This window comes from Stenotrophomonas sp. PAMC25021, assembly GCF_004795795.1.
GTDB lineage: Bacteria > Pseudomonadota > Gammaproteobacteria > Xanthomonadales > Xanthomonadaceae > Stenotrophomonas > Stenotrophomonas muris.
This window is the reverse complement of record NZ_CP039255.1, coordinates 1682501-1700175: the sequence shown is the minus strand read 5'-3', so window position 1 is coordinate 1700175 and position 17675 is coordinate 1682501. Positions and strand designations below refer to the sequence as shown.

The following is a 17675-nucleotide window of genomic DNA, read 5'->3' as shown; positions in this document are numbered from 1 at the left end:
CCGCTGGCGTGTGCACGGCAGCGGCGGTATTCGGGGGCAGCGGTCTTACGTGATGCGGTCGGCGGCCTCGGCCAGCAGGCGCCATGCCTTCAGCACGGCGTGCAGTTCATCCATGGAAAGCTCGCCGAACACGTCCTGGCGCAGGCCGATCAACTGGTCTTCCAGCTCGCTGACCAGCGCATGGCCCGCGTCGGTCAGCCACAGCAGGTTGGCGCGGCGGTCGCTGGCGTCGCTCTCGCGGCGGACCAGGTCGCTGGCGCACAGCTTGTCCAGCAGGCGCACCAGGGAAGGACCCTCCATGCCCAGCTGCTGGGCCAGCGCCACCTGGCGGATGCCACCGCCGGAGCGGCCGATCATCAGCAGGGGCATGGTGCAGGCGGTGGAGATGCCGTAGCTGCCGAGCCGGCTGTCGGCCAGGCGCTGCCACTGCCGCCCTGCGTACAGCAGGCCGGAGCTGAGCTGCATCTGCAGCACGGTGCGCTCGTCGAGGGGTCGGTCCATAAGAGATAGATAGGATACTACTAATTTCATTCCTATCAATAGGTATTGCTGAATGGGTGGGTAGGAATACTGAGGAAAGCGTTGCGCCCGCTTGGTGTCGGGTGGGGCAGCGGGGGCCGGACGGTGCAGGACACGCCGCAAGTACGTCCCTGTAGGCTCGGCCACGGCATCCATGCCATGGACGGTCCTGCCCCGCCCGGCCCCGCTGCCCTCCCATCACCCCGCGAGCGCGGTGGGTTGGCTCTTTAAAGGCAGGAGCAGTGCGGACCAACGGCCCGCACCCACCGCAGCAGCGGCCCGCGGTGCTTCAGAAGCCATGAACCCCCGCTTTTGCCCCCGCTTTCGGGCGGTCCGGCCGCGCCCGCAGGAAACCGTCGGAGAGGGGGAGGGGCAGGCCGGGCAGGACCGTCCACGGCATGGATGCCGTGGCCGAGCCTACAGGGACGTACTTGCGGCGTGTCCTGCCCGGCCTGCCCCTTCCCCCTCTCGCTCAGCAGCAACGAGGCGCCGGAAGAACCCCCCGATGAACCGTCCCAACAGGACGACCCACCCCCCGGTCGGGTACGATGCTCGCCCCCCGTTCGGGACGCTGTACGCAATGAGCAAGAACAACGAAAAGGCCGCCCCGCAGGGCGACGTGACCCAGGACCAGGCCGAGGATGCCGTGCGCACCCTGCTGCGCTGGGCCGGTGAGGACCCGTCCCGCGAAGGCCTGCTGGATACCCCCCGCCGTGTCGCCGAAGCCTATGGCGACTGGTTCAGCGGTTACCGCGACGACCCGCGCGCCTACATGGAGCGGACCTTCGAGGAAGTGGCCGGCTACGACGAACTGATCGTCCTGCGTGACATCGAGTACGAAAGCCACTGCGAGCACCACATGGCGCCGATCATCGGCCGCGTCCACGTCGGCTACCTGCCGGCCGGCAAGGTGGTGGGCATCAGCAAGCTGGCCCGCGTCGTCGAAGCCTACGCCCGCCGTTTCCAGGTGCAGGAGAAGATGACCGCGCAGATCGCCCAGTGCATCCAGGATGTGCTGCAGCCGATCGGCGTCGGTGTGGTCGTCGAAGGTGCCCACGAATGCATGACCACCCGCGGCATCCACAAGCGCGGCGTCAGCATGGTCACCTCGAAGATGCTGGGCAGCTTCCGCGACGACGCGCGTACCCGCGCCGAGTTCCTGCGCTTCATCGAAGTGGGCGGCAAGCGCTGAGCCGCTTGACCGCACTGCGCCGGCCTCTGCGGGCCGGCATGCCCACGGCTGCCCGCGCGGCCGCCGCGGGCGGCTGCTCGTCCCCGCCAGCCCTCATGACTCCTTTCGCTGCATGAAGCACCGCGAACGCATCTCCCGTTACCGCCATCTGCGCGAACAGCCCCAGTGGAAGCTGCTTGCCGCCGACCACGCCCCGGAAATCATCGGCCTGCTGCAGGGGCTGCTGATGGACGGCGAGCGCACGCTGCCGTCGTCGGTGCTCAACGAGCGCCTGCAGCGTGCGCTGGACCAGCTCAACGGCGACGAACTGTCGCGTGAGCTGCCGCGTACCGCGCAGGCCTACATCGCGCACTGGCTGGCCCAGGGCTGGCTGGAACGCCGCCTGCCCGAAGGCGCCGACCAGGAGCAGTACGAGCTGTCGACTGCGGCACTGCAGGCCATCCGCTTCGCCGATGGTCTTGAGCAGGCGCGCGTGGCCGCCACCGAAAGCCGCCTGGCGCTGGTCATCGAACAGCTCTCGCAGTTGGCCGCGCAGACCGAATCGGATCCGGACGCACGCCTGTCAGCACTGCGCGACGAGCGCGACCGCATCGACGCCGAGATCGCCCGCGTCGGTGCCGGCCGCGTGGTCGCGCTGGATGGCAAGCGCGCGCTGGAGCGTGCGCGCCAGATCATCGGCCTGGCCGACGAGCTGACCGAGGATTTCCGTCGCGTGCGCGACGATTTCGAGCAGCTCAACCGCGACTTCCGCGAACGCATCATCGACGACGAGGGCGAGCGCGGCGATGTGCTGTCGCAGCTGTTCGAAGGCGTGGATGTGATCGGCGAGAGCGATGCCGGTCGCAGCTTCCAGGCCTTCTGGCGCCTGCTCAACGACGCCGAACAGAGCGCCCAGCTCGATGCCGCGCTGGAAGCGGTGCTGGCGCGTGGCTTCGCCCGCCGCCTGGACCGCAATGAACGCAACTTCCTGCGTGGCTTCACCAGCACCATGCTCGAGCGCGGTGGCCAGGTGCACGACGTGCTGCAGAATTTCGCGCGCAGCCTGCGTGGCTTCGTGCAGAGCCGTGGCTATCTGGAACAGCGCCGCCTCAACCAGCTGCTGAAGCAGGCGCAGTCCGAAGCGCTGGCCCTGCGCGACGAATTCCCCGCACAACGCGGCATCGGCCGCGACCTGCAGCTGACCACCAGCCGCCTGCGCTCGTGGTCGCAGTGGAAGCTGCACGATCCGCGCAGCGCCCAGGTCGATGGCAACGTCGAGTACAACGACGCCGCAGCCATCAGCCTGGAGAGCGTCGGTGACCTGGTCGCTTCGTCTGAAATCGACTTCCGCACCCTGCGCCGCGACCTGCACGACCTGCTCGATGCACAGCCGCGGCTCAGCATCGCCCAGGCACTGTCGCAGCGCGAAGCACCGCAGGGGCTCGGCAGCGTCATCGGCTACCTGTCGCTGGGCACGCGCTTCGGCAACGTGATCGCTGGTGAGCAGGAGCTTGCCGAATGGCGTGGTGGCGACGGCCAGGTCCGTCGCGCCCGCATCCCGCTGGTTTGGTTCACCCAGGAGAGACGCCATGAGCTGGCATGAAGATCCCATCGACGCACCGCAGGCCGACGTGGCGGAAGACGCCTACGAAGCCGAACCGGTGGCGGCCGTGGCGCAGCCCCGCCGTGGCAATGACGTGTATTACCTCGGCGACACCGGGCGCCTGCCGCTGGATGCACGCCGCGCGCTGTGCCAGCTGCTGATCGGCCCCAGCATCGACCAGCTGCGCCACGCCAAGCTGTGGCCGGCACTGATCCGCAGCGAGGCGGCCATCCGCTCCTCGCTGGCGGACCTGTTCCTGGAACTGGTGCTCGACCGTGACAGCGGCGTGGCCTTCACCCGCCAGGCCGATACCGAAGACGTGGATGCGCCGGTGCTGCTGCGCACCTCGCCGCTGACCTTCATCGATTCGGTGCTGCTGCTGTACCTGCGCCAGCAGCTGGCCGAGGCCGATGCGCGCGGCAACCGCGCGGTGGTCGCCGACGCCGAGATGGCCGAAGCGCTGGCCATCTACGAGAAGAACCTGTCCACCGACCGCGCCGGCTTCAACCGCCGTGTCGCCTCGGCGGTGCAGAAGATGAAGGACAACCACATCCTGACCCGCCTCAGCGGCCAGGAAGACCGCCACGAAGTCTCGCCGGCGCTGAAGCTGCTGTTCTCCGCCGAAGACGTATCCCAGCTTTCTGCGGTCTACCGCCAGCTGCGTGAAACCCCGGCCGCCGAGGCCTGAGAGACCCGACCATCGCATGGCTATCTCCAAGCACACTCCCGCCCTGTTCAACGAAGGCCTGCCGGACCCGCGCCTGCAGCAGTTCCGCATGCGTCGCCTGCAGGTACACAACTGGGGCACGTTCAACGGACTGACCGAAGTACCGATCGCCGAGCGTGGCTTCCTGTTCGTCGGCCGTTCCGGCTCGGGCAAGTCGACCCTGCTCGATGCCATGTCCGCGCTGCTGACGCCGCCGGCCATCGTCGATTTCAACGCCGCCGCGCGTGAAGCCGAGCGCAGTGGCCGCGACCGCAACCTGGTGTCCTACGTGCGTGGCGCGTGGGCCGACCAGCAGGACAGCGGCACTGGCGAAATCGCCACCCAGTACCTTCGCAAGGGCGCGACCTGGACTGCGCTGGTGCTGGAGTACCGCGCCGGCGATGGCCGCGTGGTCAGCCTCGTGCGCCTGCTGTGGATCTCCGGTAACGGAACCTCGGCCGGTGACGTGCGCAAGCACTACATGATCGCCGAGCGTCCGTTCGACATCGCCAAGGATCTTGGCGGCTTCGACCTGGACCTGCGCAAGCTCAAGCAGAAGCTGTCCGACCTGCACCACTTCGACACCTTCTCCGGCTACGCCGAGCGCTTCCGCGACCTGCTCGGCATCGACAACGAGATGGCGCTGCGCCTGCTGCACAAGACGCAGTCGGCGAAGAACCTGGGCGACCTCAACGTCTTCCTGCGCGACTTCATGCTCGACACGCCGAAGACCTTCGACGCCGCCGAGCGCCTGGTCAGCGACTTCGCCGAACTCGATGGCGCGCACCAGGCCGTGGTCACCGCCCGCCGCCAGGTGGAGACCCTGCTGCCGGCACGCGCCTACTACAACGACCTGAAGGAAATGCACCGCCGGCGCGGCGACGACGAAGCCCTCAAGCTTGGCGTCGACAGCTTCCGTGAAAGCCGCCGCCAGGCGCTGATCGAGGCGCGCCTGCGCGAGATGGACGTGCGTGACCGTGGCCTGCTCGGGGAAGAAGCCCAGCGCCGTGCCGCACTGGACAACCACACCGAGCGCCTGGCCGAACTGGAACTGCAGCGTCGCCAGCAGGGCGGTGAGCGCATCGAGGAACTGGAACGCGAGCAGGGCCGCGCCGAAGCCGAGCGTGACCGCCGCCAAGCCAAGCGCGAGCAGGCAAGCCTGGCCGCGCAGCAGCTGGGGGCTGAACTTCCGGACGACGCACACGGCTTCGCCGAGCTGGTCGAGCGTGCGCAGAACGAACTGCAGGACCGCCAGCGTGCCTCCTCGGCGCTGGACGATGCGATCAGCGATCGCCTGGGTGGCAAGCGCGATGACGAGCGCCGTTTCGGCGAAGTCCGTGCGGAACTCGAAGCGATGCAGCGCACGCCCTCCAACATCCCGGCGCCGATGCAGAAGCTGCGCGCGCGCCTGGCCGAGGAAACCGGCATTGCCGAGGCGGCGCTGCCGTTCGTCGGCGAGCTGATCCAGGTCCGCTCGGAAGAGCAGGGCTGGCAGGGTGCCATCGAGCGTGTGCTGGGTGGCTTCGCGCTGTCGCTGCTGGTCGATGACAAGCACTACAACGACGTCGCCGAGTGGGTGAATCGCACTCACCTGGGCATGCGCTTCACCTACTACCGTGTGCGCCGCAACGATGATGCGTTCGCGCGCGAGCCGTCGGCGAAGTCGCTGCTGCACAAGCTGGAGCTGCGCGAGCACGTGTTCGAAAGCTGGCTGCGCCGTGAGCTCGGCAAGCGCTTCGACTACGAGTGCGTGGATGCCAAGCAGCTGCGCAACGTCGACCGCGGCATCACCCGAGAAGGCCAGGTCAAGCATCCCGGCGACCGCTTCGAGAAGGACGACCGCAGTGCGGTGGGCGACCGCCGTCGCTGGATCCTCGGCTTCAACAACCACGACAAGGTGGGCGCCTTCGAGCGCGAAGCCCAGGAACTGGCCAAGCGCATCGCCAGCTGCGAGACCGACATCGCGCGCCTGCGTGGGCAGCGTGACCGCGACAACGAACGTCGCCTGGCCTGCCACGAGCTGGTCAGCATCAGCTGGAACGAGATCGACATCGCCGCCCCGCAGCAGCGCCTGACCGATATCGAGGCCACCCTGCGCGACCTGCGCGAAGGCAATGCCGACCTGGCCAAGCTGGCCAAGCAGATCGACGCCGTGCGCGCCGACATCGAGCAGGCCCGCCGCACCTATGAAGACGTCCGCGTCGAGCGCGGGCAGCTGGTCAAGGAACGCGATCGCCTCGACCGCGCTCGCCAGCAGAGCCGTGCGCTGGTGCTGCCGAGCCTTGCCCAGGAGCAGGAAGCCGGGCTCGCCGAGCGCCTGCAGGAGCAGGGCCCGCTCAGCCTGGAAACGCTGGAGGCGCACATGCGCCAGGTCAGCAACGCGCTGAACGAGCAGCTGTCGACCTCGCAGCAGGACCTCAACCGCATCGAGAACCAGCTGATCGGTTGCTTCCGTCGCTTCATCCAGCAGTGGCCGGAGGAATCGGGCGACTTCACCGTATCGGTGGCCTCGGCCGAGGATTTCCTTGCCCGCCTCGAGCGCCTGGAGCGCGACGGCCTGCCGCAGCACGAAGAGCGCTTCTTCGATCTGCTGCAGAACCAGAGCAAGAACAACCTGCTGGCCCTGCAGCGCCACAGCGCCGAGGCCCGCAAGTCGATCGGCCAGCGCCTGGACGAAGTGAACGCCAGCCTGGAGCAGGTGCCGTTCAACCGTGGCACGCTGCTGACCATCGAACTGAGCGACCGCCGCCTGCCGGAAGTCGGCGAGTTCCACCTGCAGCTGCGCGAGGTGCTGGCGCAGCAGCAGACCGAGCAGCGCGAGCTGGCCGAATCGCAGTTCACCGTGCTGCGCCAGCTGGTCAACCGCCTGGGTTCGCAGGAAGGCGAGGACAAGCGCTGGCGCGAGCTGGTGCTGGACGTACGCATGCACGTGGAGTTCATCGGCGTCGAGCTGGATGCGGAAACGCGCCAGCAGGTCGAGATCTACCGTAGTGGCGCGGGCAAGTCCGGTGGCCAGCGCCAGAAACTGGCCACCACCTGCCTGGCTGCGGCACTGCGCTACCAGCTCGGCGGCGCCGACAGCCAGCTGCCCAGCTACGCCGCCGTCGTGCTCGACGAAGCCTTCGACAAGGCCGACAACGAGTTCACCGCGCTGGCGATGAACATCTTCGACAACTTCGGTTTCCAGATGGTGGTCGCCACTCCGCTGAAGTCGGTGATGACGCTGGAGCCGTTCATCGGTGGCGCCTGCTTCGTCGAGATCAGCGGCCGCCACGACTCCGGCGTGCTGCTGATCGAGTACGACGAAGAAGGCAAGCGCCTGAAGCTGCCCGAGCGCAGCCGCCAGCAGGCCAACGAACCGGAAGAAGCCGAAGCCTGACCCGGTCGATTGAATGGGGATGCCGGCCAGCGGCCGGCATTACCCATGGGCGGGGTTCACGACCCGATCGGATGGGGATGCCGGCCAGCGGCCGGCACTACCCATGGGCAGCGTTCATGACCCGGTAGTGCCGGCCGCTGGCCGGCAACCGCATTCACGCACCGCGGAAGGTATCCCACGCCATCCGCGCGATCAGTACCACCACCAGCCCCACGAACAACTTGCGGATGAACGGCGTGCCGCCCTTCAACGCCAGGCGCGTGCCCACCACCGAGCCGATGATGTTGGCCGCCGCCATCGGCAGCGCGAACAGCCACAGGATGTTGCCGGTCGGTACGAAGAACGAGATTGCCGCCACATTGGTCGCCAGGTTCACCACCTTCGACGCCGCTGACGCACGCAGGAAATCCAGGCCGAAGAAGCGCACGAACAGGAAGATCAGGAAGCTGCCGGTGCCCGGCCCGAAGAAGCCGTCGTAGAAGCCGATCGCCGCACCGATCGCCAGCGCGATCGCCAGTTCGCGGCGGCCGATCTCCTGCGGCCGGTGCAACGCGCCGAAGTCCTTCTTCCACAACGTGTAGGCCAGCATCGCGATCAGCAGCACCAGCACCAGTGGGCGGACCGCATCCTTGGGCAGCAGGCTCACCGCGGTGGCCCCGGCGAAGGAGAAGATGAAGGCGGTACCGGCCGCGAACAGTACCGGCTTCCACGGGAAGCGCACGTTGCGCGCATAGCGCCAGACGGCCGCACCGGTACCGAACATCGAACTGAACTTGTTGGTACCGAACAGCATCGCCGGCGTCTGCTGCGGCAGCACCGTGAACAGGCCGGGCAGCTGCACCAGGCCACCGCCACCGACGGCGGCATCCACAAGGCCGGCGATGAAGGCGATCACCACCAGCCACCACAACTCAGGGGGAACCAGTTCCAGCACGGCGATCAATCAAGGAGGGGGCGCGACAGCATACGCCTGTCCTGCTCCGGGCGACTGCGGCCCCGCGTGGATCAATCCCGGCAACCCGGCGACAATGCCGGCATGAGCCGAAAACCCACCGATCCCTGCCCCTGTGGCCTTCCCGCCGACTATGCTGCCTGCTGTGGCCGTTTCCATGCCGGTGAAGCCGCGCCTGATGCAGAGCACCTGATGCGTTCGCGCTACAGCGCCTATGTGCGTGGCCTGGCTGACTACCTGCGCCAGTCCTGGCATCCGGACACGCGTCCGGCCGAGCTGTCGCTGGACGATGCCCCCGGCCAGCGCACCCATTGGCTGGGCCTGACAGTGCACGAGCACACCATCACTGGTGCTGACAGCGCCGAAGTCCGCTTCACCGCGCGCTACCGCATCGGCGGCGGCAGCGCGGTGAGGATGACCGAGCACAGCCGCTTCCAACGCATCGACGGCCGCTGGTACTACCTCGACGCGGTCTGAGCACTACGCGCCGTGCGCTGCCAGAACGCGCTGGCCGCCGTGCGCGCGCACCTGGTTGCGGCCCCCGTCCTTGGCCACATACAGGGCCTGGTCGGCGGCCTTGACCACGGCCATCGGCCGCGGATCCACGCGGCTGTCGGCCAGCCCGATGCTCACCGTTACCTGCACCACCTGGCCGCTGCCACCGCGTCCGCGCCGCTGGCGGCCGGCTTCGTCGTCACGGCTGCGGGTGCTGCGGTCGCGAAGCTGCATGCGGGTGTCCTCGACGCTCTGCCGCAATGCTTCCACGGCATCGACACAGGCTGCCGCCGGCCGGTCCAGGAACACCACCGCGAACTCCTCGCCGCCATAGCGGAACGCACGGCCACCGTCGCCCACCCGCGCCAGCCGCGACGCCACCAGGCGCAGCACATCGTCGCCGGTGTCGTGACCATGGGTGTCGTTGAATGACTTGAAGTGGTCAACGTCCACCATCGCGATGCTGTAGGTACCGCGTGCCCGCTGCAGGGTCTCGTTGAACGCCCGTCGCCCCGGCAGGCCGGTCAGCTCATCGCGGAAGGCCATGTGGAAGGATTCCTGCAGCATCGCGCCCAGCATCAGCAGCAGGGCGGCACTGCTCAGCGCCGGCAGCAGCACCGGCTGCAGGAAGATCCGCGGCAGCATCCACCACAGGCACAGCAGGGCCAGCAGCATTGCCGTGTGCAGTGGCCGCGGATGCCGCCACGCCTGCCAGCCCAATGCTGCGGTCGCCAGCAGGAACAGCAGCGCCGGCAACTGCGCCAACGCGTTCCAGTTGGCGGGAATCCAGGCCCAGTGACGGTTCGACAGCAGATCGTGCATCCCCTGCGGCTGCTGTGCCGCCAGCAGCAGGAAGATCATCAGCGCCGCGCCGCACACTACGCTGCGCAGCAGCAGGTCCTGGCGTCGGCGTCCGCGTTCCGGCCATAGTGCCAGTCCGGCGAACAGCAGCGGCACCCACGCCGAGATCGCGTGGAAGCGCAGCGGGGTCAGGGCGTCGACATGGCCGCTGCGCAGGTAGCCACCGACGTCCCGGTGCAGCAGGGCGAATACCACCGCCACCACCAGCAGCAGGCACAACGTGCGCATCTGGTGGTAGAGCAGGGCCAGGCCTGCACCGAGACAGGCCAGCAGCCAGGGCAGGATGCGCTGCGCCGGGCTGGCGACATCCTCGGTGCCCAGCGCCATCCACAGCACCAGGACGACCAGCACGGCGGGCAGCACGAACAGGTAATGCGCAGGCTGGCGGAGCGGATGCAGGGGCACGCGGTAAGTCCAGTGCGGTGACGATGCGGCCGCAACATTGCCGTTAGCGGCGTCCCCACGCGCTTCTTGAATGCGCGTGCCCGCTGTCATGTGAACGTGGTGATGTGGTGCCATGACGTTGCGCTCACCGTCCTGCGCCGATGCTTCCGGCATGGACAGCGTATCCACCGCCGTCGCTGCCCCGCAGCGCGATCTCGCCCGCCGCTTTGCACAGGTGCGGGCGCGCAGCCTGCAGCTGGCCGCGCCGCTCAGTGCCGAAGACGCCATGCTGCAGAGCATGGCCGACGCCAGTCCCAGCAAGTGGCACCTGGCCCATACCACCTGGTTTTTCGAACGCTTCGTGCTGGCCGGTTTCGCCACCACGCCCGCGCATGACCCGGCCTGGGACTATCTGTTCAACAGCTATTACAAGAGCATCGGCCCGGCGCATGCGCGGCCGCAGCGCGGGCTGCTGTCGCGGCCCTCGCTGCAGCAGGTGCGCGACTACCGGCAACAGGTCGACATGCAGGTGCAGTCACGGCTGGCAGCCGGTGACCTCGACGCGCAGGCGCTGCACCACCTGCAGTTGGGTCTGCAGCACGAACAACAGCACCAGGAACTGCTGTTGACCGACATCAAGCATGCGTTCTGGTGCAATCCACTGCAGCCACTGTATCGCGACGACCTGCGGCCCGTTGCCAGCATCGCCACGGCGCAGGGCTGGATCGAATCGCCCGAACGCATCGTCACCGTCGGTGCCGCGGCATGGCCCCGGCACGCCGCCTTCGCCTACGACAACGAATCGCCGCCACACCGTGTGCTGCTGCCCGCGCATGCCCTGGCCGAGCGTCCCGTCAGCAATGCCGAGTACCGCACCTTCATCGAGGCAGGGGGGTACCGCGAACCGCGCTGGTGGCTCAGCGAAGGTTGGGCGCTGCGTGAAGCCGAAGGCTGGCAGCACCCCCTGTACTGGGATGATGCCCTGCAGCGCGAGTACACACTGGGTGGTTGGCGCGAGCTGGATCCGCATGCGCCGGTCTGCCACCTCAGCTACTACGAGGCCGATGCCTGCGCCCGCTGGGCCGGTGCGCGCCTGCCCAGCGAGTTCGAGTGGGAAGCGGCCGCCGCGTCGCAGCCCCTGCTCGGTCATTTCGCCGATGACGATCACCTGCACCCGCAGGCAGCCGGGGGCAGTGGGCTGCGGCAGCTGTTCGGTGATGTCTGGGAATGGACCGCCAGCGCCTATGGTGCCTACCCGGGCTTCCGCTCTTTTGACGGCAACCTCGGCGAATACAACGGCAAGTTCATGTGCGGGCAATGGGTGCTGCGCGGCGGCAGCTGTGCCACGCCCCGTGGCCATGTGCGCGCCAGCTACCGCAATTTCTTCATGCCGCCGGCGCGCTGGCAGTTCTCCGGACTGCGCCTGGCCAGGGACCTCATATGAGCACGGTGCATGACGCGCTGCAGGCGCTGACCGACCTGACCCCCAGCCGCCAGCAGATCCTGGCCGATGCGCTGGCCGGTCTGTCATGCGCATCGCGGCAGCTGCCTTCCAAGTACTTCTACGATGCCCGCGGCTCGCGTCTGTTTGAACAGATCACCCAGACCCGCGAGTACTACCCCACGCGCACCGAGCTGGCGCTGCTGGCGCGGGTGCTGCCCGATATCGCGCGCGTGGTCGGCCCGCGCCTGCATGTGGTGGAGCTGGGCAGCGGCAGTGGCCGCAAGACCGCGTTGCTGCTGGCCGCGCTGCAGGATCCGGTGGCCTATACGCCGATCGAGATCTCGCGGGCCGCACTGCTGTCCAGCATCGACCACCTGGCGCCGGCGCTGCCCGAGGTCGAGATGCTGCCGGTCTGCGCGGACTTCACCCGCGCCGTCGCCGTGCCCATGCCCGAACGCGAACCCGCGCGACGGCTGCTGTTCTTCCCCGGTTCCACATTGGGCAATTTCGCCGAAGCAGAGGCCGTCGTCCTGCTGCGGGCGATGCGTCAGACGATGGGCCGCGACGGCCTGGCCCTGATCGGCATCGACCTGCACAAGGACACGGCGCTGATCGAAGCGGCCTACAACGATGCGCAGGGCGTCACTGCGGCATTCACCCTCAATCTGCTGGCCCGCCTCAACCGCGAGATCGGAAGCGATTTCGATCTCGATGGATTCCGCCACCGCGCCCGTTACAACACCGCGCGGCTGCGCATCGAAACCGACCTGGTCAGCCAGTGGCCGCAGGACGTCCACCTCGGTGGCCGCACCTTCCACTTTGCTGCCGGTGAACCCATCCGCGTCGAGTACAGCCACAAGTACACCGATGACAGCCTCGACGCGCTGTTGCAGCAGGCGGGCCTGCAGGTCGCACAGCGTTGGGATGCCGAAAGTCCCGCCTATGGCCTGCGCCTGCTGCGCGTTGCCTAGGGGGGACGGCCAGCCGGTGCCCCTTCAGGTTCGGCCGCACTGCTGCCCCTAAGATGGCCGTGCAACGGCAACACGGAGGACGCCATGCCCATTCTGACCACGCTCGGCCTGGCGGCCGCCCTCGCGTCGACCCCGACGCTGCCTGCGGCCCCTGCCGCCAGCAACGATCCGGCGTTCAGCCGCTGCCTGGCGGGCCTGCAGGCCACCGCCGCAACCCAGGGCATCGGCGCCGACCGCTTCAACGAGATCACCACCGGGCTCACGCCGGACCCGAGCGTGCTCGGACTGCTGGACGCACAGCCGGAATTCACCACGCCGATCTGGGATTACCTGGCCGCGCTGGTCGACCGCCAGCGCGTCGATGATGGCCGCACCCTGCTGCAGCAACATCGCGATCTGCTCGATCGCGTCTCCGCGCAGTATGGCGTCGACCCGGCCACCATCGTTGCGGTCTGGGGGGTGGAGAGCGACTATGGCCGCGTCTTCGGCAAGCGCCCGCTGCTGCAGTCGCTGGCCACGCTGTCCTGCGCCGGCCGCCGCCAGGCCTTCTTCCGTGGCGAACTGCTGGCGCTGCTCAAGCTGATCGACCGCGGCGACCTGCAGGCCCAGGGGCTCACCGGTTCCTGGGCCGGCGCCTTCGGGCATACGCAGTTCATGCCCAGCACCTACGCACGTATCGCGGTCGATGGTGATGGCGATGGCCGCCGCGATCTGGTCGGCAGCATTCCCGACGCGCTGGCGTCCACCGCCAACTACCTCAAGCGTGCGGGTTGGCGCAGTGGCGAACCGTGGGGCATGGAGGTCCGTGTTCCCCCCGGTTTCAATGCCAGCCAGGCGGGCCGCACCCAACGTCGAGCCCTCGCCGATTGGCGCGTGCAGGGCGTGACCGCGCTGGATGGCAGCGCGCTGGTGCCGCCCAATCTGCCGGCCGACGCGCGCGCCGCCCTGCTGCTGCCGGCCGGCATCAAGGGCCCGGCGCTGCTGGTGTTCCGCAACTACGATGCGATCTACAGCTACAACGCCGCCGAAAGCTATGCACTGGCCATCGCCACGCTGGCCGACCAGCTGCGTGGCGGCACCGGCCTGGCCACCGCCTGGCCGACCGATGATCCCGGCATCGGCCGCGATGAACGCCGCCAGCTGCAGACCCTGCTGCTGGCCCGCGGCCACGACATCGGCAGCGCGGACGGCATGATCGGCACCGCCACGCGCCGCGCGATCCAGGCCGAGCAGCAGCGCCTCGGCTGGGCCAATGCGGATGGGCGCGCCGGCCAGCGCATCCTGCGCGCGTTGCAGCAGGAGGCAGCCGCAGGGACGCCTGCCACCCGCTAGACCTTGCCGATCACAGGCTGGCCGCGACATCATCGCCGCGGTCTTCAAGGAGCGTCATAGCATGCAGTCGAACCCGGACATCAGCACCGGCCTGTACCACGGGCTCGAGGCCTGGCAGATACGCACGCCCAGCGCCACCGCGGTCATCAGCGTGTTCGGCGGACAGCTGCTGTCGTTCATCCCAGAGGGGCAGCCGGACCTGCTGTGGCTGTCGCCGAAACGGGCCGGGCTGCCCACGCCGATCCGGGGTGGCGTTCCAGTGTGCTGGCCGTGGTTCGGTCGCCAGGGCCAGGATGATGACGTGCCGGCACACGGCCTGGTACGCACCGCGCGCTGGGAGCTGCTGCAGGCCCGCCAGGACGATGACGGTGAACTGGAGCTGCAGCTGGCGCCCCTGTCGATTGCCGAGTGTGGCCTGCGCCTGCAGATGCAGCTGCGCATCGGTCGCCAGCTGCGCCAGCAGTTGACCACCGAGAACACCGGCCCGTCCCCGGTGGCTTTCACACAGGCCCTGCACAGCTACTTCCGGGTAGGCGATGCCCGTCGTGTCGAGGTTGATGGCCTCGATGGCCTGCACTATCTGGACAAGTACGAGGATTACACGCAGCTGCGCCGGCAGCAGGGGCCCTGGTCGCTGCGTGACCCGCGCGATCCGGGGCGCAGCGACCGCATCTATACCGGTGCCGCTGGCCACTACGTGCTTCACGATCCCGTCCTGCAGCGGCGGATCGAGATCCGCAGCGAAGGCAGCCAGACCCTGGTGGCGTGGAATCCGGGCGCGGAGGCGGCGGCGAAGATGGCCGATGTCGGCGACGGTTGGCACGATTACGTGTGCCTGGAAGTAGCCAATGCCGGGCCGGAGCAGATTGCCCTTGCACCCGGCGCGCGCCACCAGTTGGTGCAGGTACTGGCCAGTGAACCGCTGCAGGCCGTGGCGGGGTGTTCGGAGTAACCATGGGATCGACAGGAATGGATGGCATGCAGGACGCACAGTGGTGGTACGCCAACAGCAAGCAGAGCGAAGGGCCGGTGGACCTGGCCGGGCTGCGCCGTCTGCAGCAGGACGGCACGGTAACCGCCCGTACGCTGATGTGGCGGGAAGGAATGGCATCGTGGCGGCCGCTGGCCGAGCTGGATCCTTCGGTGGCGCCGATGGATCCGACCCCGCCGTCGATTGAACCGGCGCAGGCCGTCAGCGCCAGCGGCGCATCGACCGCTGATCCGTCCGACCCCTATCGTGCGCCGGCAGCTTCGCCGGTGGCCGCGACCGCGCCGCAGCTGGAAGGCGACATCGCCTTGTACGCCGCCGTGGTCGGCGGCAACTTCCCGATCTATCGACAGCGCTGGCGGCTCGACCAGGGCATTGCCGACGGCAACGGCACCTGGCACTGGCCGGCGTTCCTGATCGGCGTGATCTGGATGGTGTACCGCAGGATGTACCGGCTGGCGGCGATCTGGGCCGGCGTGCTGGTGTTCTTCAGCATCGCCGAGGCGTTGCTGGGCGTTCCGGAAGGCGTGTCGACGGTCATCACCCTCGTCATCAACATCACCGCCGCGGTGTATGCCAACCGCTGGTACCTGGCGCATTGCCAGCGTGAGATCGCCCGAGCGCGCGCGTTGGTGGGAGATGACGAGTCGCGCCTGCGCAGCGAGCTGGCCAGACGGGGTGACACCAATGCACTGGCGGCGGCGGTGGTGGCCATCGCCGTCGTTGCGATGATGCTGGTGGGGCAGGCGCTGGCAGGCTGAGGCCGGGAAGGCTTCAGATCCAGCGGTGGCTGCCGCTACCGCGGGATCATCCTGGGCAAGGAATCGCCGACATGAATCATCTGGATACTCCGCCGGTTTCCCCGGCGGATGACAATCCCTATCTTGCGCCCGGCACAGAGGTGGACGACGCGCCCGCTCCGTCCGACGCGGACTACCTGAACCTCCTCGTCGGCCCCAACGCGGCGCTCTATCGCCAGCGCTGGCACCTGGGCAGCCCGGTGCCGAAGCCGCCGCGACCGTGGCACTGGCCCGCCTTCCTGGTGCCGACGTACTGGCTGCTGCACCGGAAGATGTACCTGGCAGCCATCCTCTTCGAGCTGGTCCTGATCGGCATCGCGCTGCTGGCGGCCCGCGCCAACCCGCTGCTCACGGTGGCGTTGCTGGCGGTGCCTCGGTTCGCCATCGCGGTGACCGCCAATACCCTGTACCTGCGCTACTGCGCGCGACTGCTGGGCAAAGTGAAGGCTGCCCACGCCGGGCAGCACAACCGCATCCGTGCCGAACTGCAGCGTCGTGGCGGCACCAGCGTGTGGGCGGTGGTGATCGGCATGGCGGCCAACGCGGTGATCAATACCGTCGCCCGCATGGCGGCCTGATCATGCCGGCCTGATAGGGTTGCTCAGGCCGTTGTCCGTGCCCGCAACACCAGCAGGCACAGCGCACCGGCCAGCAGTCCCCAGAACGCCGAGCCGATCCCGGCCAGGGAAACTCCGGAGGCGGTAACAAGGAAGGTGACCAGCGCCGCCTCGCGGTCGCGCTCCACCGCCAATGCACTGGCCAGGCTGTTGCCGATGGTGCCGAACAGCGCGATACCGGCCACGCAGGCCACCAGCTCCCTGGGGAAGGCCGCGAACAGTGCGGCCACCGTGGCGCCGAACAGCCCGATGACAATGTAGAAGGCGCCGGCCGCCATCGCTGCGGTGTAGCGGCGTGCCGGATCCTCGTGCGCATCGCGGCCCATGCAGATGGCGGCGGTGATCGCCGCAAGGTTCAGTGCATACGCACCGAACGGCGCCAGCAGCGTATTGACTACACCGATCCAGCCGATCAACGGCGACACCGGGGCGTCGTAGCCGGACGCGCGCATCACCGCCACACCGGGAATGTTCTGCGAGGCCATGGTGACCACGAACAGGGGCAGGGCAATGCCGGCCACGGCGGTCCACGACAGCGAGGGCGTCACCCACTGCGGGATCGCCAGTTGCAGATGCACCTGCTGGGCGTGCAGCAGGCCACGGCTCGCGGCGACGGCGATGCCGACCAGCAACGTGGCGATCACCGCATAGCGCGGGAACAGCCGGCGCCCGGCCAGCCAGGTGGCGAACATTGCCAGCGCGAGCACCAGCTGGGTGTTCATGGCGACGAACACATCCAGCCCGAAGCGCAGCAGCACACCGGCCAGCATGCCGGCGGCCAGCGCCATCGGTACCCGTTGCATCAGTCGCGCGAAGACCCCCGAGAAACCCGCAAGCAGGCCCAGCACGGCGGCCAGCAGGAATGCGCCCGTGGCCTCGGAGAGCGAAGCACCGCCGGCACCCACCACCAGCATCGCTGCACCCGGGGTCGACCACGCTGTCACCACCGGCACCCGATAGCGCAGCGACAGGCCAATGCAGGTCACGCCCATGCCCAGCCCCAGCGCCCACATCCAGGAGGCGATCTGCGCCTGGTCGGCACCGACGGCCTGTGCCGCCTGGAACACGATCACGGCCGAGCTGGCGAAGCCCACCAGTACCGTAATGAAGCCAGCGACGATTGCCGGCATCGAAAGATCGCGCCACCACGCGCGCCGCACCTGCATGCTCATTGTGCTGTCTCCACTGTGCATCCCTGCATTGTGCATCCCTGCATTGATTAGGGTTGCGGCGTTGACCGCGCAACGCGCGGGCAACGCCGCAGTGATCTTCGAGCGTACGTCATGCGTGATGGCGTGGTGCTTCTGTCATCACGCTGCAAAAAAAGCCTTGACGAAATCCGCAGGATCTCTAGAATTCGCTCCCTTGCTGCAGCGCATCGCTTCCCCGGAAACGACACGCGAACAGCGACGCCACCACCGGCGAACGAGTTGATCGAACGAAGGTGTTGACG

Annotated in this window: 15 protein-coding genes; 11 read left to right on the top strand and 4 right to left on the bottom strand. The window is 68.2% G+C overall.

Annotated features, from left to right (window positions below; translation table 11 throughout):
• Positions 1-45: 45 nt before the first annotated feature.
• The gene (locus tag E5790_RS08065; RefSeq protein WP_012481667.1) at positions 46-501 is read right to left on the bottom strand and encodes a MarR family transcriptional regulator; all 456 of its coding nucleotides are present in this window, start codon (positions 499-501) and stop codon (positions 46-48) included.
• A gap of 598 nt (positions 502-1099) precedes the next feature.
• Here E5790_RS08065 and folE point away from each other — a divergent pair.
• From folE to E5790_RS08045, 4 genes are all read left to right on the top strand, one after another.
• Positions 1100-1711 (top strand): GTP cyclohydrolase I FolE, encoded by a 612-nt coding sequence (gene folE, locus E5790_RS08060; protein ID WP_004141296.1) that lies wholly within the window; start codon positions 1100-1102, stop codon positions 1709-1711.
• A 112-nt stretch (positions 1712-1823) separates the two neighbouring features.
• Positions 1824-3293 (top strand): DUF3375 domain-containing protein, encoded by a 1470-nt coding sequence (locus tag E5790_RS08055; protein WP_032960145.1) that lies wholly within the window; start codon positions 1824-1826, stop codon positions 3291-3293.
• Complete coding sequence (locus tag E5790_RS08050) at positions 3280-3981, top strand: DUF4194 domain-containing protein (RefSeq protein ID WP_005421303.1); 702 nt, start codon at positions 3280-3282, stop codon at positions 3979-3981. Before E5790_RS08055 ends, E5790_RS08050 begins: the two co-directional genes overlap by 14 nt.
• A 16-nt stretch (positions 3982-3997) precedes the next feature.
• The gene (locus E5790_RS08045; RefSeq protein WP_032960149.1) at positions 3998-7378 is read left to right on the top strand and encodes an SbcC/MukB-like Walker B domain-containing protein; all 3381 of its coding nucleotides are present in this window, start codon (positions 3998-4000) and stop codon (positions 7376-7378) included.
• Between the two features lie 154 nt (positions 7379-7532).
• Here E5790_RS08045 and E5790_RS08040 read toward each other — a convergent pair whose 3' ends face one another.
• Entirely contained in the window at positions 7533-8312 is a 780-nt protein-coding gene (locus tag E5790_RS08040) for a sulfite exporter TauE/SafE family protein (RefSeq protein WP_111205919.1), read from the bottom strand.
• 102 nt (positions 8313-8414) lie between these two features.
• On the opposite strand from E5790_RS08040, the gene E5790_RS08035 reads away from it, so the two are divergent.
• Positions 8415-8807 (top strand): YchJ family protein, encoded by a 393-nt coding sequence (locus tag E5790_RS08035; protein WP_111205918.1) that lies wholly within the window; start codon positions 8415-8417, stop codon positions 8805-8807.
• 3 nt (positions 8808-8810) lie between these two features.
• Here the strand turns inward: E5790_RS08035 and E5790_RS08030 are convergent, their stop codons facing one another.
• Positions 8811-10091 carry a GGDEF domain-containing protein gene (locus tag E5790_RS08030; RefSeq protein WP_111205917.1) on the bottom strand — a complete coding sequence of 427 codons (1281 nt, stop codon included), beginning with the start codon at positions 10089-10091 and terminating at the stop codon, positions 8811-8813.
• A 151-nt stretch (positions 10092-10242) separates the two neighbouring features.
• Between E5790_RS08030 and egtB the strand changes: the two genes are divergently transcribed.
• The 6 genes from egtB (at position 10243) to E5790_RS08000 (ending at position 16183) form a co-directional block, all read left to right on the top strand.
• Positions 10243-11514 carry an ergothioneine biosynthesis protein EgtB gene (gene egtB / locus E5790_RS08025; RefSeq protein WP_111205916.1) on the top strand — a complete coding sequence of 424 codons (1272 nt, stop codon included), beginning with the start codon at positions 10243-10245 and terminating at the stop codon, positions 11512-11514.
• On the top strand, positions 11511-12485 hold the full coding sequence (gene egtD / locus E5790_RS08020; RefSeq protein ID WP_111205915.1) for an L-histidine N(alpha)-methyltransferase: 975 nt from the start codon (positions 11511-11513) through the stop codon (positions 12483-12485). The genes egtB and egtD overlap by 4 nt, the downstream gene beginning before the upstream one ends.
• A gap of 84 nt (positions 12486-12569) precedes the next feature.
• Positions 12570-13817: a lytic murein transglycosylase gene (locus E5790_RS08015; protein ID WP_032960158.1), complete on the top strand. Its 1248-nt coding sequence runs from the start codon at positions 12570-12572 to the stop codon at positions 13815-13817.
• A gap of 61 nt (positions 13818-13878) precedes the next feature.
• Entirely contained in the window at positions 13879-14769 is an 891-nt protein-coding gene (locus tag E5790_RS08010) for a D-hexose-6-phosphate mutarotase (protein WP_111205914.1), read from the top strand.
• Between the two features lie 26 nt (positions 14770-14795).
• Positions 14796-15566 (top strand): DUF2628 domain-containing protein, encoded by a 771-nt coding sequence (locus E5790_RS08005; protein WP_111205913.1) that lies wholly within the window; start codon positions 14796-14798, stop codon positions 15564-15566.
• A gap of 71 nt (positions 15567-15637) precedes the next feature.
• Entirely contained in the window at positions 15638-16183 is a 546-nt protein-coding gene (locus tag E5790_RS08000) for a DUF2628 domain-containing protein (protein WP_111205912.1), read from the top strand.
• A 23-nt stretch (positions 16184-16206) separates the two neighbouring features.
• Here E5790_RS08000 and E5790_RS07995 read toward each other — a convergent pair whose 3' ends face one another.
• The gene (locus tag E5790_RS07995; RefSeq protein ID WP_069118231.1) at positions 16207-17394 is read right to left on the bottom strand and encodes a benzoate/H(+) symporter BenE family transporter; all 1188 of its coding nucleotides are present in this window, start codon (positions 17392-17394) and stop codon (positions 16207-16209) included.
• Between the last annotated feature and the right edge of the window lie 281 nt (positions 17395-17675).

Bases quoted from the DNA above. Each gene is read 5' to 3' on its own strand.
- E5790_RS08010 (WP_111205914.1), top strand. From the start codon at position 13,879: ATGCAGTCGAACCCGGACATCAGCACCGGCCTGTACCACGGGCTCGAG.
- E5790_RS08015 (WP_032960158.1), top strand. From the start codon at position 12,570: ATGCCCATTCTGACCACGCTCGGCCTGGCGGCCGCCCTCGCGTCGACC.
- egtB (WP_111205916.1), top strand. From the start codon at position 10,243: ATGGACAGCGTATCCACCGCCGTCGCTGCCCCGCAGCGCGATCTCGCC.
- egtD (WP_111205915.1), top strand. From the start codon at position 11,511: ATGAGCACGGTGCATGACGCGCTGCAGGCGCTGACCGACCTGACCCCC.
- E5790_RS08000 (WP_111205912.1), top strand. From the start codon at position 15,638: ATGAATCATCTGGATACTCCGCCGGTTTCCCCGGCGGATGACAATCCC.
- folE (WP_004141296.1), top strand. From the start codon at position 1,100: ATGAGCAAGAACAACGAAAAGGCCGCCCCGCAGGGCGACGTGACCCAG.
- E5790_RS08065 (WP_012481667.1), bottom strand. From the start codon at position 501: ATGGACCGACCCCTCGACGAGCGCACCGTGCTGCAGATGCAGCTCAGC.
- E5790_RS08005 (WP_111205913.1), top strand. From the start codon at position 14,796: ATGCAGGACGCACAGTGGTGGTACGCCAACAGCAAGCAGAGCGAAGGG.
- E5790_RS08055 (WP_032960145.1), top strand. From the start codon at position 1,824: ATGAAGCACCGCGAACGCATCTCCCGTTACCGCCATCTGCGCGAACAG.
- E5790_RS08035 (WP_111205918.1), top strand. From the start codon at position 8,415: ATGAGCCGAAAACCCACCGATCCCTGCCCCTGTGGCCTTCCCGCCGAC.
- E5790_RS08045 (WP_032960149.1), top strand. From the start codon at position 3,998: ATGGCTATCTCCAAGCACACTCCCGCCCTGTTCAACGAAGGCCTGCCG.
- E5790_RS08050 (WP_005421303.1), top strand. From the start codon at position 3,280: ATGAGCTGGCATGAAGATCCCATCGACGCACCGCAGGCCGACGTGGCG.
- E5790_RS07995 (WP_069118231.1), bottom strand. From the start codon at position 17,394: ATGAGCATGCAGGTGCGGCGCGCGTGGTGGCGCGATCTTTCGATGCCG.